Source organism: Stenotrophomonas sp. GD03877 (assembly GCF_029840555.1).
Classification (GTDB): domain Bacteria; phylum Pseudomonadota; class Gammaproteobacteria; order Xanthomonadales; family Xanthomonadaceae; genus Stenotrophomonas; species Stenotrophomonas geniculata.
The window spans coordinates 180,807-204,323 of sequence record NZ_JAOCCT010000006.1 but is presented as its reverse complement, the minus strand read 5'-3'; the positions used below and the strand labels follow the sequence as shown (position 1 = coordinate 204,323).

Below are 23,517 nucleotides of genomic sequence, written 5' to 3'. Positions count from 1 at the left end.
TACTTCGGCACGAACACCTTGTTCACCGCATCGGCCAGCTGGTCCGGCGGCAGCAGGCCCTGGTCGAGCAGGAAGTTGTTGAACGCCAGGCGGTCAAACTTCGCGCCCAGTGCCAGCTCGGTCTGCATGCGCAGCTCCAGGATGCGGGTGTAGCCGTAGAAGTAGCTGCCGGCCTGGCCCGGCATGCGCACCATGTAGCGGTCCAGTTCCTGGGTGGCCATCGCCTTGGACAGGCCGACCTGCTCCATCAGCACGCGCTCGCCGTTGGCGCGGTCGGTCAGGCCGAGGTTGAGCATCGGGTCCAGCATTGCGCGCGCGGCACGCAGCAGGCGGAACTGCAGGGCGATCATCTGACCGTCCAGCGGCTCGTACGGCACCATCTCGGCCTCGGCATACAGCGCCCAGCCTTCCACGTTCACCGAATTGAACGCGAACATGGTGCGTGCCAGTGACACGCCACGTTCGACCATGGCGGTGAACTGCAGCTCGTGACCGGGGCGGCCTTCATGCGCGCTCAGCGTCCATGCCGCCGCACCGAAATTGAAGTCGTCGTACTGCGCACCCGGGCCCGCAGCCGGGTTGCCCAGCGGCAGCACGAAGGTGCCCTGCTGCCCGGTATTGTTGACCAGCGGCGCCGGCAGGAAGTGCGGCGCCGGGCTGGCCGCGCTCTCGGCGGCCGAGCCCAGGCGCATCTGCATGGCGCGCTGGGGCACGTCGACGATGGCGTGTTCGCGGATCAGCGGATCGATCGCGTCGATCACCTTGCGGTAGTGGCCTTCCAGATGATCGTCGGCGATCTTGTCGGCCTTCAGTGCGCGGATCACCGCTACCGGATCGCTCGGGTCGGCCACCTTCAGGCCCTTGTCCTTCGCCACCAGCGGCGCCAGCTGCTGCATCGCCGAGCGGGTTTCCATGAATTCCAGCTGCGCGCGCTGCATCAGCAGCTTCGGATCGATATCGATGCCGACCTGCTTGAGCTGGTAGGCATACAGCGGCGCCGGCAGGCGTGCGTCGGCACGCGCCTTCGGCAGCACCTCCTTGCGGGTCCAGGCGGCGTAGTCCTTCATCTGCCCGGCCAGGGTCTTCATCGCTTCATCGGCACCGGCAATCTGGTACTTCTTCAGCAGCGACTCGATGCCGGTGATGTAGGTCTCGACGTTGTCCAGCGACTGCTGCACTTCGATCTTCGTCGGCTGCAGCAGGCTGCTGTCCTTCAGCCGTTCCTCGTAGCGCTGGCGGGCCAACGTGGTGAAGGCGGTGCCGCCCGGCTGCAGGCCGGCATAGGCCTTGAGGCGGTCGAGCGCCTTGGCCCGGCGCTCGGCCGGCACCTGGTCGGACAGCAGCAGGTTGAGGCCGCTGAACACGGTCTGCGGCGCATCGCTCCACGGCAGCAGGTACTTCTCGTTGAGTTCGCTGCCTTCGATGTTCTGGCTGGCGGCATGGATCATGATCTCCAGGTCCTGGCGGACGTTGGGATCCTTTTCGGCGGCCAGCTTCGCCTTCAGTTCGTCGCGGGCCTTGGCCATCGCGGCGCGGTAGCGCTTGTCGTTGTCCGGGCCGAGATCGGCCACCTTGTCGTCGTAGCCGGGCACGCCGAAGAAGCCGGTTTCTTCCGGCTGGAACGGGCCCTGCGCATCGAGCAGGATCTGCGCCAGCGCATTGCTGCGGGCAACCCAGGCCGGGCTGGCCGGAGTAGTGGCCTTGGCAGCCGGCGCAGCCAGGGCCGGCGGTGCGGACAGCAGAGGTGCGGCAGTCAGGGCCAGGGCAACGGCCAACGCGATTGGCTTCATGGTGCATTCCAGGACAGGGTTGCCCGCACCCTACGCGCTCTCGGCGATGCCGACAATCGGCTGGAGGTCATGGGCGGACCGGCATGAATGCGCCCGCCCGCTCGGGTATCCGGTCATGGCTCGGGGTAGAAATTGGCAATCACCCCTCGGGTCTCATTCAACACTCTGACGTTGTGATGGGTCTCTTTCGTCCCTGCGGGCAAACCGTTATGACTGAGGTCAGGCGACGACCAGAGATTTATCCGTCCACATGGTGCTCCGGAGCATTCATAGGACATCAGTGTCCTCCATCGTCCAGGCGCATTTTCCGGCGCCTTATAGCCATGGCCATAAGAAAATCTCGGGGGAAGTACGGTGGCGTTCGCGGGCTCATGATCTGCACCGAACAGGTGCCCGATCTCGTGGGCAAGGCTGCTGGTCGTGGCACCGAGACAATTCCGTTCCACTACCGCGAATGCGGTTTCCTTCGTCGCAAGCACGCGCTGCGATTGCCCACAGACCGACCGTGACGGACCGGTATCAATGATCATCAGCACGATGTCTGCCTTCTCAATATCACGAACCTGATGCATGACGCCGAGTGCGCCTCTTCTTCCGGCAACCAGATCGTCAAGCGTCTGAGTAACACCGGTTTCCTGATAGCCGGAAAGGACGTTGGCGACGCGCTCGAGTTCAACCTTGATTCCGCTATGAGAGAAACTCTCGTTGGCTAAACAGACGGCCTCCCGCATTTCTGCGAAGACCACCTCGCGGTCATCGCCGAGGGCCGTAGTTCCGTAGCCAAACAGAACACGTACTGTCGATTTCGCCTCTTGCTCAACGTCGTCAGAACTGACCGCATCGAGTGCATCCGGGCTGACATCGCGAACCGGTGCCTCGCGTGGAAGCCGGCGAAAATCCTTTCGAATCAGCACACCGTCTTGCAGTTCGTATCGAAAGCTCCCAATGTCAAAGATGGCCCTTAGTTGTCCGTCAGCAGCCTCGGTGATCCGAACCGCTCTCTCCGCATCCACGCACGAAGACGGTGCCTTAGATGTAGAAGTAGATGTAGATGTAGATGCCATCGTTCCGGTCCAACGAAGCCGGGCAGAGGGCATCGCGGCCACTGCTCCTGCATCCGTGCCCGCCGGGACATAGACCGGGTCTGGAGCCGCATTCAATTGCGGGCCTGCAGTGCGCTTCAATCGCACGATTGCATCGAAGAGATCCACTTCGATCACATTGTCGGACAATGCCTCTGGGTGAACGTCGACACGGCGAATCCAGTCGACAATGCTATCCTCGTGCTGCTTACGAATCTGCATACCGGGATCCCATCCGCCGACAGGAATCTCAATGAACTTGGATGCCGCCTGCACAGGCCAGGATGCGCTACTGAATAGCACGACGGCCAGAGAGAATAGAGCTGTTTTCATGATCTACTCGTAGTATCGGTGCCACATGGCATGACGAACGCTACGGCCTTGCTACTGACCACTTGGAGACTTTCGTCACATAGGCTGTGGGAGACAGCGATGTCGAGTAGCATGCGACAGAATCTCCCTATGCAAGCTCAGGATTGGTCAGATCTGAAGCGCTGAAATTCGGCCTCGCCATGCCAGCGATACTCAAATAACTGGCGCTTGCGACACCTGATAGTCTGGCCGCCGGTCCCTCACATCATTGCGCTCATTGAACACAGCGCGGCGCGTATCGCGCTTCACCAGCTGATCATCGTTGAGGGTATAGCGCCAGACGCCGTGCCTGAACCCCGCGCGTGCGCCCGAGGCACTCAATCTGATGCTTATGCGCTGCGGCTGGCTGAGCTTGGGTTTGCATCCGGGGACGTGCTTTTCGCTGTTCCCGTCCATTGCACGCTGGACATCGTGACAACTTCGCGATGGACGCCCTGCGCACCATCAGGGCGGTACATGACCTCTTCCGCGGTTTCGAACAAAGGGACGGAAGGATCGCGGACAAGGTGGAGAACAACGTCATACAGGTTGACGGTAATCTCGTCTGCGGCCGACGCAAGCTCATTCACTCGAACCAGACGCACCCATTCCACGGTGCCGCCACTCGCACGCAGGCGCTGCTCTGCCTGTACCACCGATGTATCGGCAAGCGCCTCCACGAATGGCTCAGCGGCCATGGTCTGCGAGAGCCATACCGGCGTGTAGAGCTGCAACGCCGCCAGCATCCTGATCGCTTCTATTCGAATTGCATGGACCTCCGGGACAGGACCGACGTCGGCTGCCTGGGGCAGCACGATACGTTTCGATCAATCTCTAGAGGAATGCGGGCAAGGTCGCAATGGTCAACCGCGACAGCCCCAGCCAAGCATGTGTGGCAGGGCATTCTCACGGCTCAGCACCCCGATGTAGGAGGTCCCGCTTACGACACGGCGACCAAGCCAAAGCCCCGCGCTGCGCGCGACAGTCGACTGACGGTCGGCGCTACTCCCGCCGCTTCAAGCGGAGGTCACAACGCCGCGGTCAGCGGGCATTCGCCGCGATCACGGCAGGCCTGCAACTCGCACTCTCCCGCAGCCTCGTCGTCATCCAGCGCGGTCAGATCGAAGGTCTGCTTGTCTTCGGCCAGTACATACATCACCGGGTAATCCCAGACTTCATCGCGACGGCTGCCCTGCACGAACAACCGTCCGTGCGCATGCGGTCCTTCCAGCGCAACGGTCAGGCCGACATCGCGCTGGCCGTTGATCGCGGTCTGCATGCTGCCCAGCGGCATCGATTCGATATGCAGCGGCTCGCCGAAGGCTTCCACCAGTTCGATGCTGCAGCCCGCGCGACGCAGCGCTTCGCGCATCGGTGGGCTCTCGCGTGCCGCCTCGCTCCAGCGCAGCACGCTCCAGGTCACCACGCCACCTGCGCCGCCCAGCACCAGCACCACCGTCAGCGGCATTGCCCAGCGCCAATGGCGGCACCACCAACCGGCGGACGTCTGTCGATGGGCGGGAATCGGTGGTGGCAGGGTCATCGGCGGGCTCCTTCCCGGCTGCGGATCAGGGCTTCAGGCAACGTCCCAGGAAGGCTTCGGCCACGCGGTAGCGATGCAGGGCATCGGCGCCGGACAGGCCATGCTTGGCACCCGGGTAGGTCATCAGCTCGAACGGCTGTGCACGCTTCTGCAACGCGCTCATCAGGCTGGTCGAATTGGTGAACAGCACGTTGTCGTCAGCCATGCCGTGGATCAGCAGCAGCGGCGAGCGCAGGCCCTCGATATGGGTCAGCACGCGCGCCTCGCGGTAACCCGCTTCATTGCGCGCCGGCAGATCCATGTAGCGTTCGGTGTAATGGCTGTCATACAGGCCCCAGTCGGTCACCGGCGCACCGGCCACGCCACAGGCGTACTGGTTCGAGGCCTTGGCCAGCAGCATCAGGGTCATGTAGCCGCCGTTGGACCAGCCCTGCACGCCGATGCGCGCCGGGTCCACCCACGGTTGCTGCTTCAGCCAGGTCACGCCGCGCAGCTGGTCGGTCACTTCCACCGTGCCCTGCTTGCCATACAGCGCACCACCGAAGTCGCGGCCACGTCGCGGGGTGCCACGGTTGTCCAGCGAGAACACCACGTAGCCCTGCTGGGCCAGGTACTGGTTGAACAGGTGGTCACCACGGCCGGGCCAGCTGTCGGTGACGGTCTGGCTGGCCGGGCCACCGTAGACGTACACCGCCACCGGGTAGCGCTTGGACGGATCGAAGCCGGCCGGCTTGATCAGGCTGTAGTTCAGCGGCGTCTTGCCATCGGCCGCGGTCAGCGTGCCGAACTCGACCGGGCGCTGCGCGTCGCGGTAGCGCGCATACGGATGCTTGGGATCGGCCAGATCGTTCTCGAGCAGGGTGGCGATCTTCTCGCCATTGGCGCGGAACAGTTCGATCTGCGGCGGGGTGCTGCTGTTGGACCAGCTGTCGACATAGACGCTGGCGTTGCGGGCGAAGCTGGCGCTGTGCATGCCCGGCGCCTTCGACAGGCGCTGCGGCTCGCCGCCCTGCAGCGACACCGCGTAGATCTGGCTTTCGCGCGAGGTCTCGATGCCGGCGCGGAAGTAGGCCTTGCCAGCCTTTTCATCGACCGCCAGCAGCTCGTCCACCGGCCAGTTGCCGTGGGTCAATGCGGTGGCCTTGCCCTTGCTGTCGATGCGGTACAGGTGCTGGAAGCCGGTACGCTCGGACGACCACAACACGCTGCCGTCTTCCAGGAAGCGCAGGCTGTTGTGCAGCGGCACCCAGGTCGGGCTGGTCTCGTGGGCGAGCACGCGCTGGTGGTTGGAGTCGAGCGCCACTTCCACCAGGTCCAGCTGCTTCTGGTCACGCGACTGGCGCTGGAAGCTCAGGTGCTGCGCATCGCGCCAATCGACGCGGGCCAGGTAGATATCCTGTTCCTTGCCGAGGTCGACCCAGCGCGGCTGCGCATCAGCGGCCGGTGCGATCACGCCCAGCTGCACGCGCACGTTGGCATCGCCGGCGGCCGGGTAACGCTGTTCGATCACGTCAGTGCGGTCTGCATAGACCTCGTAGCGCTTCTGTACCGGCACCGGCGATTCGTCGATGCGGGCAAAGGCAATCGCCGAATCATCCGGCGCCCACCAGTAACCGGTGTGGCGGTCCATTTCCTCGTCGGCGACGAATTCGGCCACGCCGTTGCCGATGGTGGTGCTGCCGTCGCGGGTCAGCTGCAGCTGCTTGCCGCTGGCCAGATCGATCACCCACAGGTTGCGGCCGCGGATGAAGCTGACGAAGCCGCCCTTGGGCGACAGCTTGGCGTCGGTGGCAAAGCCTTCGCCATGGGTCAGCTGGCGCACCGCGGCCTGGCCCTGCTGCTTGAGGTCGTACAGGTACAGCTCGCCGCCCAGCGGGAACAGCAGGCGCTGCGCGTCCGGCGACCACTGGTAATCGACGATGCCGGTCATCGCGGCGATGCGCTGGCGTTCGCGGCGGGCTTTCTCTTCGTCGCTGAGGGTCTCGGTGCCGGGCAGCACCACCTTGGAATCGACCAGCAGCCGCGTCTGGCCGCTGCCGATGTCGTAGGTCCACAGGTCCAGCTGGTTGCGGTCGCTGTCCTTGCCGCGCAGGAAGCTGACCTGCGAACCGTCCGGCGCCACCTTCGGCTTCATCAGGGTCGGGCCGGACAACGGCAGCGGGCCGGTGATGGCTTCCAGGGTCAGCTTTTCAGCGTGGGCGGCGGTTGTGGTGGCGAGCATGAGGGCGAGCGAAGCGAACAGGTGGCGCATGGAGGATCCCGGCAAACGGCAGGTCCACCCCGGCTCGGAGCACGGGGCGGTCGTTCCCCATCCTAACCAAGCCCGTGCAGGAAGGCAGCATGACCTTTTGCCCATAAGGCGTGCTGACGAGTGCCGACCAACGGCCGGCACCCACCGTACCGGGTCAGCGCTGGCCGAACAGGTGCTTGCGCTCTTCGTCGCTGAGCGCCTTGCCGGCGTTGGGGTTCACCTGCTGGCGCAGGGCATAGGCGCGCTGGGTGGCCGGGCGTGCGGCGATGGCGTCGTGCCAGCGCTTGAGGTTCGGGAACGCGGCGAAATCCACCGGCAGCTTGTCGTAGGCGCCGATCCACGGGTAGCTGGCCATGTCAGCGATGGTGTACGCGTCGCCGGCCAGGAACGCGTGCTGGGCCAGGCGCTTGTCCATCACTCCGTGCAGGCGGCGCACTTCGTTGTCGTAGCGCTCGATGGCATACGGGATCTTTTCCGGCGCGTACACGTTGAAGTGGCCCATCTGGCCACTCATCGGGCCCAGGCCGGCCATCTGCCAGAACAGCCACTCCAGGGTGGTGACGCGGCCGCGCGGGTCGCTGGGCAGGAACTGGCCGGTCTTTTCGGCCAGGTACAGCAGGATCGCGCCGGACTCGAACACGCTCTGCGGGGCGCCGCCATCGGCCGGGGCCTGGTCGACGATGGCCGGCATCTTGTTGTTGGGCGAGATGGCGAGGAATTCCGGCTTGAACTGGTCGCCCGAACCGATGTTGACCGGGTGGATGCGGTACTCCAGGCCGGCTTCTTCCAGCAGCAGGGTCACTTTGTGGCCGTTCGGGGTGGGCCAGTAATACAGGTCGATCATGGCGGCGGCTCGGGGTGCGGAAAGGAACCTGAAGTCTAGTGCGTGAGTTGGGTTGGCACCGTCATGGCAGGCCGGTAACCTCGCCTCTCCCCCGCAACGCAGCATCCTCCGCATGAGTGCAAACCGCCCGCCGCTCTCCCCGCTGTCCACGCTGATCTTCGCCTCGCGCTGGCTGCAGCTGCCGCTGTACCTAGGCCTGATCGTGGCGCAGTGCGTCTATGTGTTCCTGTTCGGCAAGGAACTGTGGCACCTGATCTCGCATTCGGCCTCGATGGGTGAACAGCAGATCATGCTGATCGTGCTGGGCCTGATCGACGTGGTGATGATCTCCAACCTGCTGGTGATGGTGATCGTCGGCGGCTACGAGACCTTCGTCTCGCGCCTGCGCCTGGAAGGCCACCCGGACCAGCCGGAATGGCTGAGCCACGTCAACGCCAGCGTGCTGAAGGTGAAGCTGGCGATGGCGATCATCGGCATCTCCTCGATCCACCTGTTGAAGACGTTCATCGCCAGCGGTGCGCTGGGCGGCATCCCGCTTTGCACGCCGGAGCAGATGAGCGTGGCCGCTGCCAACATCGGTGTCGCCCGCTGCTCGATGCTGACCCAGGACGGCGTGCTGTGGCAGACCATCATCCACTGCGTGTTCATCCTCTCGGCGATCGGCATCGCCTGGACCGACAAGCTGATGTCCAACAGCCACAGCAAGTCCCACGACAAGTCGCACGACCACTGATGTCGTTGCCAGCAGCGGCATGACGCCGTTGCCCGTCCCGGCCACCGCCCCTTGTACGCGGCGGTGGCCGGGATGCTAGATTGCACCCTCGCCGTTGCCGGCGGTGGCGTCGGGAAACGTCATCGTTCCGCGCCCGGACCCCAGGTCCCGGCCATGCGTATCAATGATTTACGTCACGTCGTCTTCTAGAGGGGAGCAGGATGTCGCACGTCTCAACGATCACCGCCGCGCGCCGGTGGCTGCCGGTTGCCCTGGCACTGGCACTGGCCGCCTGCTCGGGCAAGGAAGAATCCGCAGCACCTGCTGCCACCACGGCGCCTGCCGCTGCTGCACCCGCCGCACCGGTGGTCGCTGCCAAGGTGCAGTCGATGGGCACCGAGCAGCTGCGCGAATCGGCCAGCCAGGCGCTGCGCGAGAACCGCATGTATGCACCGGCCGGCGACAACGCCATCGAGTACTACCTCGCCCTGCGTGACAAGACGCCGGACGACGCCTCGGTGAAGAGCGCGCTGACCGACCTGCTGCCGTACACCCTGATCGCCGCCGAGCAGCACCTGGGCCGTGAGGACTACACCGAGGCGCAGCGCCTAGTGGCACTGATCGAGAAGGTGGATGCCTCCGCCCCCGCCCTGCCGCGCCTGAAGGAAGGCCTGGCCAAGGGTGTGGAAAACGCCGCCAAGCGCACCGAGACCGAAGCCGAGAAGGCAAAGAAGGACGCCGAGGACCGCAGCAAGCAGCAGATCGAACAGCAGCGCCTGGCCGAACAACGCACCAAGGAAGCCGACGCGGCCAAGCAGATCGCCGCGCAGCAGGATGCCGCACGCCGCGACAACGAGCGCCAAGAGGCCGAGCGCCAGGCCGCGGCCCGTCGCGATGCCGAACAGAAGCAGCAGCAGGCCGCCGCCCAGCAGGCCAGCGCCGCGCGCCAGGCAGCCGCCGTCGCAGCTCCCACCCTGCGCCCGGTCAGTACGCCAGCGCCGCGCTATCCGGCCGAAGCCCTGCGTTCGGGAACGTCGGGCGAAGTGCTGGTGGAGATCACCGTCGGCACCGACGGCTCAGTGGTCAGCGCCCGCGTGCTGCGCGCAACGTCCGGACGGACCTTCGACCGCGAAGCCCTGAACGCGGTCAAGCGCTGGCGCTTCGAGCCGGTCAACGCGCCGGTCACCACCCGCCGCACCCTGGTGTTCGCGCCGGGCGGCTGACCGCAAAAAAGGGGACGGAGGGGATTAAGTCGTTTCTGCCGCCTCCGTGACGCCAAGGCCCGGTTCGTCCGGGCCTTGTCCGTTTCAGGCCGCGCCATCAATCAGGCGCTGCAGGGCAGGATCGCGCGCGACCAGCACCTGGAACAGACCCAGCGCATGCAGGCCCGGCAGCAACGCACGCAGGTCGGCTTCGGCAGTGGCGCGGAAGGCGGGATCGCTGGACGGATCCTGCCAGTCACGAACGCTGGCCAGGAAAGCACCCACGCTGCCCTTGCGCACGGTGACGCCGTTCAGCTGCACGTCGTTCTGATGATCGGGAAGAATGTCCTGTGGCTGCATGGGGAAGCGCTCCGTTGAAGTAGGCTCCAGTGTCGGGACGCGGACGCGACGTTTCTGCCGTATAACTGCCAACTAATATGGCAGATCAGACAACCAGCGGATTGCTCGACCCCGCGTTGGCCGATACCGCCGACGGACCGGTGGTGCTGGCGGCCGGGCTGCGCCAACGCGGTATGCGTCGCACAGCGCGCCACCGGCATGCCCGTGGGCAGCTGCTGGGTGCGCATCAGGGGCTGCTGCGGATCGCCGCCGACGACCTGCACTGGCTGCTGCCCGCAGGTCACGTCGCCTGGATACCGCCCTTGCTGCCCCACGCGCTGCTGAGCGCAGACGGGTTCGATGGCTGGAGCCTGTACTTCAACGCCGAGGCCTGCCTGGACCTGCCCGCCACACCGCGCATTTTCCAGCCCAATGCACTGCTGCAGGCGGCGACAACACGTGCGCTGCGATGGTCCCATCAGCCACTGGATGCTGCACAGGCTCGACTGGCCGGTGTGATCGCCGATGAGATTGCCGCCAGCACGCCCCTGCCGCTTGCCTTGCCACAACCGCGTGACCGGCGACTGCAGAAGATCGCCGCCGCACTGGCGCGCGCACCCGAAGACGGCCGCAGCATCGAGGACTGGGCCGCCAGCAGCGGCCTGTCCGGCCGCAGCCTTGCCCGCCATTGGCTGGCCGAGACCGGTCTGTCGCCAAGCCAATGGCGGCAACGCCTGCGCGTGCTGCTGGCGCTGCCACGCCTGCTGGCGGGCGAGCCGGTGATCAGCGTCGCGCTGTCGATGGGTTACGAGACGCCCAGCGCCTTCATCGCCGTGTTCAAGCGCGAGATGGGCGTGACGCCTGCGCGGTACTCCGGTAGCTGACGCATTCGACGCTCCCGCTGTCTGCCCTCTCGACCTAAGCTATTTGCGGAATTCAGGAGGAGAACAGATGAAGTACGACGACGCCAGTTGGCATTCCGGGGGTCACTTCCCTTCGGATCTTCCGGCTGAGGCCGGTGCCACTCACATCGGTATGTACCTGGCATGGCTGCTGCTACAGGGCATGGCAAGCGAAGAGCTCGCCGAGGACGCAGAAGAAGACCTGCAGGCGCTGCGGGAACGTAGTACGACGCCGGGCCTGTTCCTGCTTCAATGCAGCGACGGCAAATTCGTCGATGACCTGGTCAGCGATGAAGCCAACACGTTCACTGCTGTGTACTACGACCTCGAGAATGGCCAGTATCTCGAAGACTATGAGGAACAGCTGGGGGCCGAGCTCCTTTCGCTGTACCACGTCGCCGATACCTGGGAGAACTTCGATCGACTGGCACCGGCGATCGCCCAGCGCTTCGCCGCTTGGCAGGCAACGCGAACCTGAGAACAACGAGGCCCGGAATGACCGGGCCTCGTTTCATATACGCCGGGCATGGCCCAGCGCTACCCGTGGCGGTCAGCCGGAGATCGCCAGACGCTCATTGTGGTAACGCCGCACCGCGGCGAACCACAGCAGTGCGGCCAGGCCGAGGCTGGCGCCCAGGTAGATGGCCCAGACCGCCGGCGTGATCGTCTCGTGGCGGATCACCTTCAGCAGCATCTGGTTCTGCGACAGGAACGGCACGGCGTACTGCCACAGCTCGCTCTTCAGCGGGTAGGCCACCAGCGCGTAGCCGGGCATCATCGGCAGCAGCATCAGCCAGGTCATGTGGCTCTGCGCCTCCTTCATGCTCTTGGCCGCGGCCGACAGGAAGGTCAGCAGCGAGGTGCCGATCATCAACATCGGCAACATCACCAGCAGCATCTGCAGCATCGAACCGACATTCATGTTGAACTGGCGGCCGATGTTGCCGGGCGCGATCTGTGCGCTCACCTTGAATGCGACCAGGGTCAGCAGCAGCGACACGAACCCGACCACGCAGGCGGCGGCGATCTTGCCGCTGACGATCGCGCTGCGCGAACCCGGCGTGGCCAGCAGCGGCTCCAGCGACTGCCGCTCGCGCTCACCAGCGGTAGCGTCCATCACCAGGTAGGCGCCACCGATGAACGAGGTGAGCGTGAGCAGCACCGGCAGCAGCATCGACAGGATCATGCCGCGCTTGGCTTCGGCACTGGCCAGGTCCTGGCGCGCCACGTCCAGCGGCCGCGCGACCTGTGCGTCGATGCCACGCGCCATCAGGCGCAGCGCACCGACCTGGCCATTGTAGGTCACCAGTGCCGCCTCCAGCCGCGCGCTGGGCACTTCTGCGGCGCGACGAGTACTGTCCTTGATCACCTCCACCAGCGCCGGCTTGCCATCGGCCCAGTCCTTGCCGAAGTCATCGCTGATGCGCAGTGCCACGTCGATCTGCTGGCTGCGGATGGCCTCGGCCAGGTCCTTCGGTGCCGGTGCGGTGTTCAGTCCCTGCGCGGCGAGGAAACGCACCAGATTGGGGGCGTTGTCCGCACCGATGGTCGGAATCTGCAGCGGTTGTTCAATCTGGGTGCGTACCCGGCTCTCGGCCAGCTTGCCCATGCCCAGCAGCAGCACCGGGTACAGCAGCGGCCCGAACAGCAGGGTCAGCAGCAGCGTGCGGCGATCACGGGAAAGATCGCGCAGTTCCTTGCGCATCACCGTCATCAGGGTCGACATCATGCTCATGCGTGCAGGCCCTCTTCGCTGCCGATCAGTTTCACGAACGCATCTTCCAGGTTGGATTCGCCGGCCTGCGCGCGCAGTTCATCGGCGCTGCCGGCAGCCATCACCGTGCCCTTGGCAATGATCACGATGTGATCGCACAGCGCGGCCACCTCCTGCATGATGTGGCTGGACAGGATCACGCAGCGGCCCTCTTCGCGCAGACCCAGCAGGAAGCGGCGCAGTGCGCGCGTGGTCATCACGTCCAGGCCATTGGTCGGCTCATCGAGAATGACGTTGCGTGGGTCGTGCACCAGCGCGCGGGCAATCGCGGTCTTGGTGCGCTGGCCCTGCGAGAAGCCATCGGTCTGGCGGTCGAGGATATCGCCCATGTCGAGTGCATGTGACAGCACCTCGATGCGCTCGCGGATGCGCTCGGCCGAGAGACCATGCAGTTCGCCGAAGTAGGCGATGTTCTCGCGCGCGGTCAGGCGCTTGTAGACACCGCGCGCGTCGGGCAGCACGCCAAGGTGGCGGCGTACTTCCACCGGATTGCGCGCAGCATCGACACCATCGACGCTGATGCTGCCCTGGTCGGGGGTCATCAGCGTGTACAGCATGCGCATGGTGGTGGTCTTGCCGGCACCATTGGGCCCCAGCAGGCCGGTGATGCGGCCATCCTCGGCGCGGAAGCCGACGTTGGAGACCGCCTGGATGCGGCCCGTGCGGGTGTCGAAAGCCTTGTGCAGGTTGTCGGCGACGATCATGGTTCCCATCCGTTGAACGAGGTGAACGCCGGCACGTAGCTCAGCGTGTCCAGGCAGCCGGCATCCAGCGCCTTGGCATCGGTCTTGTCGATGAACTCGCCGAGCAGGCGCGGCATGCAGCCGGCGATCAGCGTGCCGTGGCCCTGGCCGCGGGCGACCAGCGCGCGGCCATTGGGCAGGCCCTTGAGGACCTGCTCGGCATAGCGCGGCGGCGTCACCGGGTCCAGCTCACCGGACAGCAGCAGCGCCGGTACATCACTGCGCAGCGGCACGGCATTGGCCGCCGGTGCCGGCCGGTGCGGCCATACTGGGCAGGCGGCGAAGAAGGCACTGGCCACGTCGTTGCCGAACAGGCGTTCGGGGTCTTCGGCCGGTGCGTGGTAGCGCGGCGCATCTTCGCTGCAGATCACCGACCACTGCATGCCACGATTGATCTGGAAATCCATGCTGCGGTTCGCACCGCGTGCCAGCGACGCCAGCGGTGCGTAGCGGCCGTGCGCGGCTTCATCGAGAACCAGCGGCAGCAGCGAGGAATACTGCGGCACATAGGAGAAGGCGAACGCCAGGCCGATCACGCTGTCCGGACTCAGTACATCCTGCCGGGTCTGGTTGGTGCCGGGGTCGCGATACTCCACCGAGACCGGCGCACGGCGCAGGGTCTCGACCACGCTACGCAGCTGCGCGCGGGTGTCGGTCGGGAAGCGCTTGCTGCAGGCGGCATCCTTGCGGCACTGCGCCGATTGCAGGGCGATCGCATCCTCGAACGTCGTGGCGAAATCGCCGCCCACCACCAGCTCATTCGGCACTACGCCATCGATGACGATGCTGCGCGTGTGCTGTGGATAGGCACCGGCATAGCGCTGGGCCACGCGGGTACCGTAGGAGCCGCCGACCAGGTTGATGCGCTCGACGCCCAGCGCCTGACGCACCGCATCCAGATCAGCAATCGCCTCGGTGGTGGTGTAGAAGCGCGCATCGGCCCGCCCCTGCAGCGAAGCGGCGCAGCGCTCGGCGTAATCGCGCAGCGACGCTTCAGTGGGTGCGGCATCCTCGTCCATGGCCAGGTCCTTGCCATCCGCGCCAAGGCAGTTGAGGGGATTGGAGCCGCCGGTACCGCGCTGGTCGACGAGGAAGACGTCGCGCTGCTTGCGCACCTGGCGCAGCGCCGTATCGACGATGACCGCCACTTCGCTGGCGGCCTGGCCCGGACCACCGGCCAGGAAGAACACCGGATCTGGCTGGCTGGAGCCGCTGCTGCCCGATTCCAGCCAGGCGATGCGCAGGCCGATGCGTCGGCCATCGGGCTGGGCCCGGTCCTCCGGCACCTGCAGGGTGGCGCACTGCGCCTCCACGTTGGCGCTGGCGCCTTCGGTGGACAGCGTGCAGGGCTGGAAATCGATGCTGCCGAAGCGGCGGCTGGGTGCATCGCTGGCGCCTTCGGCGCCGGGTGACGGTGACTGGCTGCAACCGGCAAGCATCAGGCTGGCCAACGCTGCGGCCAACGCGAGGTGGTGTCTTTGCATCGTGCTCGTTTCCCCTGGAGGACGTTCCTGGCAACCACGACGGGCTGCCGCGGAAGATGTGAACCAACTTACACGGGCACGGCGTCGTCGGCGATGGGCAGACGCGAAATCTCCGCCGGCGTGGCGCAGGCCAGGCGATCGCGGCCCGCGGCCTTGGCCCGGTACAGCGCCGCGTCTGCCGCTGCCAGCAGCGTGGACAGGTCGCCGTGGCCGTCGTCCATGGCCAGGCCGATGCTGGCGGTGATCGCCACCGGCCCGGTGGTCAGCCGCGCCGGCGTCTGCTGCAGAGCGGTACGGATCGCCGCAGCCCACGCCATCGCTTCGTCCTGCGTGCTGCCGGCCAGCACCAGCACGAACTCCTCGCCCCCGTAGCGGCCCAGCAGCGTGTCGTGGCCCTGCAAACCGTGCTGCAGCAGCGCAGCGAAGTGGCGCAGTACCTGGTCTCCGGCCAGATGGCCCCAGCGGTCGTTGATCTGCTTGAAGTGATCGACGTCGACCAGCAACAGGGCCAGTGGCCGGCCCTGCCGACGCAGCCGCTGCAACTGTGCCTGGCCATCGGCCAGCACCGCGCTGCGGTTGAGCAGCCCGGTCAGCCCATCGGTGCGCGCCGCACGCCGCAGATCGACCAGCATGCGTTCGACCAGCAGCAGCACCATCGCAAAGCACCGCGCCAGTTCCAGCATCACGCCGGCAAGGTAGGTGACGAACATCGGTGTACCGGTGCGCATGATGTCCTCGCCGGCATCGGGTGCCACCGGCAGGAACAGGCGCACCGCGTACAGGGCCGCCTCGGCCAGGAACACCGCCGCCGCCAGGCGGCAGCTGGTGCGCTGCTGCACGGGGGCATGCCGCAGCAGCAACCACGCGATCCAGCCATCGACCAGCAGCGTGAACACACTGAACACCTGCAGGCGCACGCCCAGGTCCGGCCACAGCACCAGGAAGGCGAAGATGCAGGCCATGAAGGCAGCCGCCATCAACAATGGACGCCACAGCGGCTGCGGCTGTTCCAGATGCAGCGCCACGCCGCGCAGCATCAGCACCGCGCAGCCGGCCATCGCCGCGTTCCCGGCCAGTATGGCCGGCGCCAACAGCAGGTAGGGTCGCAGCGCCAGCAGGGTCACACCCAGGGTCAGCAGCCACAGGCTGGCGGTCCACAGGCGCAGCACCGGTTGCCCGCGCAGTACCACCAGCAACAATGAGAACCCCACGGCAATGCCGATGCAGAGCAGGAAGCCAAGCACGGTAATGGTCGGGAAATCCAGGGACATGCGGCGCTCATCGGCCGGGGCGGCGCGCGCATCTTAGCGCCTTGTGGTGCGATCCCCCCGGCGCTTCCCGCCCCGATGGCGATGCGGGGTCTGAAAACGGCGAGCACGGCGGCCGGCGCATGCGCAGAATCCGCGGAAAACCAAGGAGACGCTCATGCAAGCGTGGTACCTCGGTGGCATCGACCACCGCCCGTTCCTGCACCTGTTCGAGAAGAGCGACACCGCGCTGGCTGCGCTGGGCATCCAGCGTCGCTGGGCCGGCGAAACAGGAGGACACCCCTGCCGGATCAGCCTGAGCGATCCACCCGGTGGCAGCGAGCTGCTGCTGTTGTCCCATGTGCACCTGCCCCTGCATTCGCCCTATCACGCCTCGGGCCCGATCTTCGTGCAGCGTGGCGTCACCCGCTGCGTGCTGCCGCCAGGTGAAGTACCGCCGTACGTACAGCGCCGGATGATCTCGTTGCGCGCCTATGACCAGGCTGCATGGATGCTGGCCGCAGAGATCAGCGCGGGCACGGACGTCTCCGCTCGGCTGGACGCGCTGTTTGCCGATCCTGCCGTGGCCTTCGTGCAGCTGCACAACGCGGCCCACGGCTGCTTCTCATGCCAGGCGGATCGCGTGGGTATGACGCCGACGTAGCACGATCTCCACGACGTGATCGTTGCCACGCCGAAGACGTGATCGCCAGCGCATCCGTTCAGTCCCGCGTGAAGCCTGCGGGAAGGGCTTCACACCCACAGTCACGGATCGGCATTTCCATGGTTCCGCACCCTGCGCTGCGACTCGATACTCGCCGTGGTGCCGCCGAAAGTCCGCCGTGCAGCGCAGCTCCTGCGGTCACCGCTCTCTTTCGACGACCACAAGGAAGCGCCATGTCATTCCGATCCACACCGCTGTTGCTGGCCACTTCACTGGCCGCCACTGGCCTGCTGCTGGCCGGCGATGCATTTGCCCATGGCACCATGACCACGCCGATCAGCCGCGTCTATGCCTGCTTCCAGGGCAATCCCGAGAACCCGACCAACCCGGCCTGTGCCGCGGCCAAGGCCATCGGCGGCTCACAGGCGTTCTACGACTGGAACGGCATCAACCAGGCCAACGCCAACGGCAACCACCAGGCCGTGGTGCCCGACGGCAAGCTGTGCAGCGGCAACAACCCGACCTTCCGTGGCCTGGATGTAAACCGCAGCGACTGGCAGACCACGCCCATCCACGCCGATGCCAATGGCAAGTTCACCTTCGTGTTCAAGGCGACCGCGCCACATGCCACGCGTGACTGGCGCTTCTACGTCACCCGCGAAGGCTGGCAGCCGGGCAGCCCGCTGGGCTGGGCCGATCTGCAGGAGTTCTGCACCCTGGGCAATACGCCGCTGTCGGCCGATGGCACCTACAAGCTGCAGTGCACGCTGCCGCAGCGCACCGGCCAGCATGTGATCTACAACACCTGGCAGCGCTCGGATTCGACCGAAGCGTTCTACACCTGCATGGACGTGCGCTTTGAAGGCGGTGGTGGTACGACACCGGCACCGCAATGGCAGGATGCTGGCCCGGTCACCGCACGCGGCGACCTGCCGGTGGGAACGACGCTCGCACTGCGCGTATTCAACGCCAACGGCAACGATGTCGAACGTGTGGAAACGACCTTGGGCAGCGGCCAGACGTCTGCAACGCAGTGGCCATTGGTTCTGGCGCGCAAGGTCAATGGCAGTGCACAGCATGCGCGCGTGGGCGTGCTCGCCAATGGCGTGATCACGCCGTCGGCGTCGGCCACCGACAATCGCGTGTACCTGAAGGACGGCAACCGCTTCCAGCTCGATACCAGGGTGCCGGACCCGGGTACGCCGTCGCCGGGCGGTGATTTCGACCACGTGTACCCGGCGGGCATCGGCAGCTATGTACCGGGCCAGACCGTGGTGAAGAGCAGCGACGGCAAGCTGTATGCCTGCCGTCCGTTCCCGGAGGGTGCGTGGTGCAACGTCAATGCCGAGGCCTACCGGCCGGGTGTGGGTGCGGCCTGGCGCGATGCCTGGATCGCGTACTGAGACCGGGTGCAGGGAACGGTGGCAGAGCGCCGTTCCCTGCATAGCGTGAGACGCGCCAGCGCGTGAGTGTGAAGCCGTTCCCATACGGAACCACGCGATGCTTTTTTCAAAGTAATCCGATGGATGCGGGCGGGTGGGATGCCGAGACTTCGCGGGGTTTCACCACCCACAGGAGATCTCCATGCATCTGTCACATCGGACTGTCATCGCGCTGTCTGTGATCGCAGGCATTGCCACCTCTGGCAGCGCTTTCGCCCACGGCACCATGTCCAAACCCTCCAGCCGCGTCTATTCCTGTTACCAGGGCAATCCCGAAAATCCGACCAACCCGGCCTGTGCCGCCGCCAAGGCCATTGGTGGCGCCCAGCCGTTCTACGACTGGGCCGGTGTCAATCAGGCCAACGCCAATGGCAACCATCAAGCGGTGGTTCCAGATGGCGAGTTGTGCAGCGGCGGCAACAGCAAGTACCGCGGCCTCGATCTGAACCGCAATGACTGGCCGACCTCACCGATCCATGCCGATTCGCGCGGGCGTTACACCTTCGAGTTCAAGGCCCCGGCCCCGCATGCCACCCGCGAGTGGAAGTTCTACGTCACCCGCGACGGCTGGCAGCCGGACAGCCCATTGCGCTGGGCCGACCTGCAGGAATTCTGCACGGTGGGCAACGTGCCGGTCTCCGGCGACGTCTACAAGCTGGATTGCCCGCTGCCCAAGCGCAGCGGCCAGCACATCATCTACAACACCTGGCAGCGCTCGGATTCCGGTGAAGCGTTCTATACCTGCGCGGACGTGCGCTTCGAAGGCGGTGGTGGCGTCGAACCGCCGCCGCAGTGGCAGGATGCCGGCCCGGTCACCGCCCGCGGTGCGCTGGACGTGGGCACGACCGTGACCCTGCGCGTGTTCAACGCCCAGGGCAACGATCTGGAGCGCCCGGAGATCACCCTGGCCGCAGGTCAGACCGCTGCGAACCAGTGGCCGCTGGCGCTGGCCCGCAAGGTCAACGCCAGTGCACAGCAGGCGCGCGTAGGCGTGATGAAGAACGGCGTGATCACACCGGTCGCCTCGGCCACCGAGAACCGCGTCTACCTGAAGCCGGGCAACCTGTTCCAGATCGATACCCGTGTGCCGGGCCCGATCGATCCGCCGCCGGGCGACGACTACGACTTCGTGTATCCGGCCGGTATCGGCAGCTATGAACCCGGCGAAACCGTGGTGAAGGGCACCGACGGCAAGCTGTACGCCTGCCGTCCCTTCCCGGAAGGCGCGTGGTGCAACGTCAATGCAGAGGCGTACCGTCCTGGCACCGGCGCTGCCTGGCGGGATGCCTGGATCGCGTACTGAGGCAGGTTCCGGGGGCGGCCTGTGGCCGCCTCCGGTTCATCGGGTTGCCGGCCGGCGGCCGGCACTACCCGGGATTATTTGCTGCTGACGTACTTCTCGCGGCGGATCTGCGGGTTGCCCAGGCCAGCCGCCTTGAGCAGCTCGGCGCAGGCATCGACCATGTCCGGGTTGCCGCACAGGTAGGCGATGTCGGTGGCCGGGTCCGGCGTGAAGGCGGCCAACGCCTGCTGCACGTAGCCATGCTGCACGTCCTGGTGAGCATCGGCCGGCAGTTCCCGCGACAGGCACGGAACATAACGGAAGTTCGGGTGCTTTTCGGCGAAGCTGTAGAAGTCTTCGCTGTACAGCAGCTCACCCGGGCTGCGCGCGCCCTGCAGCAGCACGATCTGCACGCCCCGTTCGGCCATCGCCTTTTCCAGCAGCGGCAGCATCGAGCGGTACGGGGTAACGCCGGTACCGGTCGCGATCAGCAGGTAGCGGGCGTTGTGGTCGCCGGGGTTCAGGCAGAACCGGCCATAGGGACCGGACGCACTGATCTGGCCGCCCTGCTCCAGCGCCTCGAACAGGGCCGTGGCGGCGCCACCGGGCACGAAACTGACCGCGATATCCACCGCCTCGCCCGGGCCCAGCGCGTGGTCGTGGATGGTCGCCAGCGAGTAGCTGCGCTTGGTTTCGGTGCCGTCGGCGTAGCTGAAATGGACCTGGATGAACTGGCCGGGCTGGAAATCCAGCGGCTGTCCATCGTCACGCACGAACTGGTAGTGGCCGACGGTCGGGGCCAGCATGCGGCAGCCGACCAGCTTGAGGGGGAATTGAACAGGCACGACTTTTCGGGACAGTGTGTAGCCGGGGCAAGCCCTCGGGGTCTTCTATAATAGCCCCTCCCCGCCCCTCTCCAGCGCCAGCCCATGGGCGCGAAGGCTTCGAGCTTGGCATCCCAGAACGATATGGCGCCCGCCCTGCGCGTGCGCGACCTGCGCAAGACCTACGACAATGGCACCCAGGCCCTGAAGGGGGTTTCCCTGGAAGTGGCCCCGGGCGACTTCTTCGCCCTGCTTGGCCCCAACGGCGCCGGCAAGTCGACCCTGATCGGTATTATCAGCTCCCTGGTCAACCTCAGCGAGGGCCAGGTGGAAGTGTTCGGCAGCGACCTGGTGCGCAACCGCAGCGCCACCATGCGCCTGATCGGGCTGGTGCCGCAGGAAATCAACTTCAACCTGTTCGAGAAGCCCTTCGACATCCTGGTGAACTACGCCGGATTCTACGGCGTGCCGCGCGAGGAAGCCGAGCAGCGCGCCGAAGAGGAACTCAAGCGCGCGCACCTGTGGGAAAAGGCCCAGGTGATGAGCCGCACGCTGTCCGGCGGCATGAAGCGCCGGCTGATGATCGCCCGCGCGATGATGACCCGCCCGCGCCTGCTGATCCTGGACGAACCGACCGCCGGCGTGGACATCGAGATCCGCCGCGACATGTGGCGCGTGCTGAAGGAGATCAATGCCGCCGGCACCACGATCATCCTCACCACGCACTACCTGGAAGAGGCCGAGTACCTGTGCCGGCACCTGGCGATCATCAACCACGGCCAGATCGTCGAGCAGGGCCCGATGCGCGCCCTGCTGGCCAAGCTGGACGTGGAAGGCTTCCTGCTGGACATCGACGGTGAGCTGCCGGCGCAGCTGCCGGTGATCGAAGGCGCGACGCTGACCGCGCCGGACCCGCACACGCTGGACATCGACATGCCACGCGCAATGGACCTCAACCGCGTGTTCGCCACGCTCAACGAGTCCGGCATCCGCGTGCGTTCGATGCGTACCAAGAGCAACCGCCTGGAGGAGCTGTTCGTGCGCCTCACCGGCAACCTGGAGAAGCCTGCATGAGCACCACCGAGCTGACCGACGGCCAGCGCAACCGCGTCGCACTGATGACCATCGTGCGCCGCGAAGTCGCCCGCATCATGCGCATCTGGGGCCAGACCCTGGTGCCGCCGGCGATCACCATGACCCTGTACTTCCTGATCTTCGGCAACCTGATCGGGTCGCGCGTGGGTGACATGGGTGGCTACACCTACATGCAGTTCATCGTGCCTGGCCTGGTGATGATGAGCGTGATCCAGAACAGCTACGGCAACATCAGCTCCTCGTTCTTCGGCGCCAAGTTCGGCCGTCACGTGGAAGAACTGCTGGTCAGCCCGATGCCGAACTGGGTGATCCTGTGGGGCTACGTGGCAGGCGCGGTGCTGCGCGGCCTGATGGTGGGCGTGATCGTGCTGATCATCGCGATGTTCTTCACCCCGGTGCGCATCCCGCACCCGCTGGTGATGCTGACCACGGTGATCCTGGGTGCGACGATCTTCTCGCTGGCCGGTTTCATCAACGCGGTGTATGCGAAGAAATTCGACGACGTGGCGATCGTGCCGACCTTCATCCTGACCCCGCTGACCTACCTGGGCGGCGTGTTCTATTCGGTGAAGCTGTTGCCGGGCTGGGCCGAAGCGGCCACGCACGCGAACCCGATCTTCTACATGGTCAATGCGTTCCGCTATGGCCTGCTGGGCAGCAGCGATGTACCGCTGCCGGTGGCCTACGGCCTGATGATCGGTTTCGTGGTGGTGCTGACGGCGCTGGCGCTGTGGCTGCTGCGCCGTGGCGTGGGCATGCGCAGCTGAGTTTTGCGTGCAGGGCCTGCGGCCCTGCACCCGCTGAGTAGTGCCGGCCGCTGGCCGCCGACAGCCAAGGCGGAAGCAGCATGAGTTGGGCGTGACGGTGTGGGGATGCAGGACACGCCGTAAACCCGTCCATGGGGGCTCGATGGCGCCATCCATGGCGCCAACGGTCCTGCATCCCCACACCGCCCCCACCCCTGATAGTTTCCTTCCGTCGGTAGGTGTCGACCTTGGTCGACACGATGGATCCACGCCATGCGTGGATGAAGCGTTCCAAGCCGATGCTCGGCTCTTTTCGTTCGGGATTGCGGCTAGGCTGTGGCGATGAAGATCACTTCCATTCCGTTGGACAAGGCCGTGTCGGACGGCCCCATCGATGCCTTCAGCCATATGTTGCTGGGCGATTCGCCCACGTTGGATGAGGTACTGGATTGCCTGGCGTCGCTGCACGTGGCCAATCCCCGCCATCGCTATCTGTGCACGCTCGACGATGTCGGTCAGTGCCGTTACACCAGCATGCACGCGTCTGACGACGAGCGCATCGCACTGTACGAGGACGAAGACCCGGCAACCCCCGAAGATGCGTTGGCGGCACGCGAGCGGTTGCTGGCGCATGTCGTCGCGCAGCTCGAACATTCCTCTCATCGGCTGGAATGGACCACCCTGCCGGGTACCTTGCTGTGCAGTGACGCAGACATCGAGGCGCTGGTCGCGGCCAATGCCGCACCCGACCTCATCGTCGACGAGACCGTCTGCGTGCATCAGGTGCCGGTGGACCGCGATGACCTGCTGATTGCCGCCCTGCCCAACGGCTACTTCAGCGCGGACTGGGACATCTTCCAGAACCACGCCCTGATACGGCACCTTCAGGAGCGCTACGACTACCGCCTGTTCGGACTCGGCGCATCGTGGCTCGGCTTCCAGCGTAACCGCGCGCCACCGCCAGCAGAGGCAAACGCGTTGGTCGCTGACCTGCAGCGTGTCTACGCTGCCGGAACGCACGACACCTGGTCACAACTGGCTGCAACGCTGGCCACCCGAACCACGCTTCTATTGGGATACACCGAAGACTTCAGCCAACAGCTGTCCTGAGCAGAGCCGCCGAGCGTGGGTCATGCGGGCCGTCCTGACCGGTATCCTTCGGACCGTCGGATGCGACGTTGGCAGAGGCGCGTACTTCTT

The 23,517-nt window shown here is 65.7% G+C and carries 22 protein-coding genes; 10 read left to right on the top strand and 12 right to left on the bottom strand.

From position 1 onward, the window contains the following. The 6 genes from N5D20_RS06970 to N5D20_RS06945 form a co-directional block, all read right to left on the bottom strand. The coding region (locus tag N5D20_RS06970) for a DUF885 domain-containing protein (RefSeq protein ID WP_279948122.1) at positions 1–1,790 on the bottom strand (1,790 nt) is incomplete at its 3' end. Between the two features lie 113 nt (positions 1,791–1,903). After that, entirely contained in the window at positions 1,904–3,205 is a 1,302-nt protein-coding gene (locus N5D20_RS06965) for a reprolysin-like metallopeptidase (protein ID WP_197578087.1), read from the bottom strand. Positions 3,206–3,573: 368 nt separating this feature from the next. Next, the gene (locus N5D20_RS06960) at positions 3,574–4,038 is read right to left on the bottom strand and encodes a hypothetical protein (protein ID WP_197578088.1); all 465 of its coding nucleotides are present in this window, start codon (positions 4,036–4,038) and stop codon (positions 3,574–3,576) included. Positions 4,039–4,250: 212 nt separating this feature from the next. Beyond that, complete coding sequence (locus N5D20_RS06955) at positions 4,251–4,766, bottom strand: cytochrome c oxidase assembly factor Coa1 family protein (protein ID WP_029379809.1); 516 nt, start codon at positions 4,764–4,766, stop codon at positions 4,251–4,253. Positions 4,767–4,791: 25 nt separating this feature from the next. Then, positions 4,792–7,017 (bottom strand): S9 family peptidase, encoded by a 2,226-nt coding sequence (locus N5D20_RS06950; protein WP_197578089.1) that lies wholly within the window; start codon positions 7,015–7,017, stop codon positions 4,792–4,794. A 154-nt stretch (positions 7,018–7,171) separates the two neighbouring features. Then, positions 7,172–7,861, bottom strand: coding sequence for a glutathione binding-like protein (locus tag N5D20_RS06945; protein ID WP_197578090.1), 690 nt, complete (start codon positions 7,859–7,861; stop codon positions 7,172–7,174). Between the two features lie 112 nt (positions 7,862–7,973). Between N5D20_RS06945 and N5D20_RS06940 the strand changes: the two genes are divergently transcribed. Together N5D20_RS06940 and N5D20_RS06935 are read left to right on the top strand one after the other, a co-directional pair. Next, the gene (locus tag N5D20_RS06940) at positions 7,974–8,594 is read left to right on the top strand and encodes a TIGR00645 family protein (RefSeq protein WP_197578091.1); all 621 of its coding nucleotides are present in this window, start codon (positions 7,974–7,976) and stop codon (positions 8,592–8,594) included. Between the two features lie 200 nt (positions 8,595–8,794). Next, positions 8,795–9,796 (top strand): energy transducer TonB, encoded by a 1,002-nt coding sequence (locus tag N5D20_RS06935; RefSeq protein WP_197578092.1) that lies wholly within the window; start codon positions 8,795–8,797, stop codon positions 9,794–9,796. Between the two features lie 84 nt (positions 9,797–9,880). On the opposite strand, the gene N5D20_RS06930 is transcribed toward N5D20_RS06935, so the two are convergent. Beyond that, the gene (locus tag N5D20_RS06930) at positions 9,881–10,135 is read right to left on the bottom strand and encodes a hypothetical protein (protein WP_197578093.1); all 255 of its coding nucleotides are present in this window, start codon (positions 10,133–10,135) and stop codon (positions 9,881–9,883) included. Positions 10,136–10,212: 77 nt separating this feature from the next. Here N5D20_RS06930 and N5D20_RS06925 point away from each other — a divergent pair, with 77 nt between their 5' ends. Together N5D20_RS06925 and N5D20_RS06920 are read left to right on the top strand one after the other, a co-directional pair. Then, complete coding sequence (locus N5D20_RS06925) at positions 10,213–10,998, top strand: helix-turn-helix transcriptional regulator (RefSeq protein WP_197578094.1); 786 nt, start codon at positions 10,213–10,215, stop codon at positions 10,996–10,998. Positions 10,999–11,065: 67 nt separating this feature from the next. Continuing rightward, positions 11,066–11,494, top strand: a complete 429-nt coding sequence (locus N5D20_RS06920; RefSeq protein WP_197578095.1) for a hypothetical protein — start codon at positions 11,066–11,068, stop codon at positions 11,492–11,494. A gap of 72 nt (positions 11,495–11,566) precedes the next feature. On the opposite strand, the gene N5D20_RS06915 is transcribed toward N5D20_RS06920, so the two are convergent. The 4 genes from N5D20_RS06915 to N5D20_RS06900 all read right to left on the bottom strand — a co-directional run bounded on the left by N5D20_RS06915 (position 11,567) and on the right by N5D20_RS06900 (position 16,288). Then, positions 11,567–12,751 carry an ABC transporter permease gene (locus N5D20_RS06915; RefSeq protein ID WP_197578096.1) on the bottom strand — a complete coding sequence of 395 codons (1,185 nt, stop codon included), beginning with the start codon at positions 12,749–12,751 and terminating at the stop codon, positions 11,567–11,569. Further along, entirely contained in the window at positions 12,748–13,494 is a 747-nt protein-coding gene (locus tag N5D20_RS06910; protein WP_012512433.1) for an ATP-binding cassette domain-containing protein, read from the bottom strand. Before N5D20_RS06910 ends, N5D20_RS06915 begins: the two co-directional genes overlap by 4 nt. Continuing rightward, entirely contained in the window at positions 13,491–15,017 is a 1,527-nt protein-coding gene (locus N5D20_RS06905; protein ID WP_197578097.1) for an alpha/beta hydrolase, read from the bottom strand. The genes N5D20_RS06910 and N5D20_RS06905 overlap by 4 nt, the downstream gene beginning before the upstream one ends. 68 nt (positions 15,018–15,085) lie before the next feature. After that, positions 15,086–16,288 (bottom strand): GGDEF domain-containing protein, encoded by a 1,203-nt coding sequence (locus tag N5D20_RS06900; RefSeq protein ID WP_279914248.1) that lies wholly within the window; start codon positions 16,286–16,288, stop codon positions 15,086–15,088. A gap of 154 nt (positions 16,289–16,442) precedes the next feature. Between N5D20_RS06900 and N5D20_RS06895 the strand changes: the two genes are divergently transcribed. The 3 genes from N5D20_RS06895 to N5D20_RS06885 all read left to right on the top strand — a co-directional run bounded on the left by N5D20_RS06895 (position 16,443) and on the right by N5D20_RS06885 (position 19,673). Further along, a complete protein-coding gene (locus N5D20_RS06895) occupies positions 16,443–16,928 on the top strand; it encodes a DUF1203 domain-containing protein (protein WP_197578099.1) in 486 nt (161 codons plus the stop codon). A gap of 233 nt (positions 16,929–17,161) precedes the next feature. Beyond that, positions 17,162–18,331, top strand: coding sequence for a lytic polysaccharide monooxygenase (locus tag N5D20_RS06890; protein ID WP_197578100.1), 1,170 nt, complete (start codon positions 17,162–17,164; stop codon positions 18,329–18,331). 181 nt (positions 18,332–18,512) lie between these two features. Then, positions 18,513–19,673 carry a lytic polysaccharide monooxygenase gene (locus tag N5D20_RS06885; protein ID WP_010482247.1) on the top strand — a complete coding sequence of 387 codons (1,161 nt, stop codon included), beginning with the start codon at positions 18,513–18,515 and terminating at the stop codon, positions 19,671–19,673. Positions 19,674–19,747: 74 nt separating this feature from the next. Here the strand turns inward: N5D20_RS06885 and N5D20_RS06880 are convergent, their stop codons facing one another. Beyond that, entirely contained in the window at positions 19,748–20,497 is a 750-nt protein-coding gene (locus tag N5D20_RS06880; protein ID WP_197578101.1) for a ferredoxin--NADP reductase, read from the bottom strand. Between the two features lie 84 nt (positions 20,498–20,581). Between N5D20_RS06880 and N5D20_RS06875 the strand changes: the two genes are divergently transcribed. From N5D20_RS06875 to N5D20_RS06865, 3 genes are all read left to right on the top strand, one after another. Beyond that, positions 20,582–21,550, top strand: coding sequence for an ABC transporter ATP-binding protein (locus N5D20_RS06875; RefSeq protein WP_010482249.1), 969 nt, complete (start codon positions 20,582–20,584; stop codon positions 21,548–21,550). Next, entirely contained in the window at positions 21,547–22,338 is a 792-nt protein-coding gene (locus N5D20_RS06870) for an ABC transporter permease (RefSeq protein ID WP_010482250.1), read from the top strand. Before N5D20_RS06875 ends, N5D20_RS06870 begins: the two co-directional genes overlap by 4 nt. 321 nt (positions 22,339–22,659) lie before the next feature. Then, positions 22,660–23,427: a hypothetical protein gene (locus N5D20_RS06865; RefSeq protein WP_197578102.1), complete on the top strand. Its 768-nt coding sequence runs from the start codon at positions 22,660–22,662 to the stop codon at positions 23,425–23,427. The last annotated feature ends 90 nt before the right edge of the window (positions 23,428–23,517 follow it).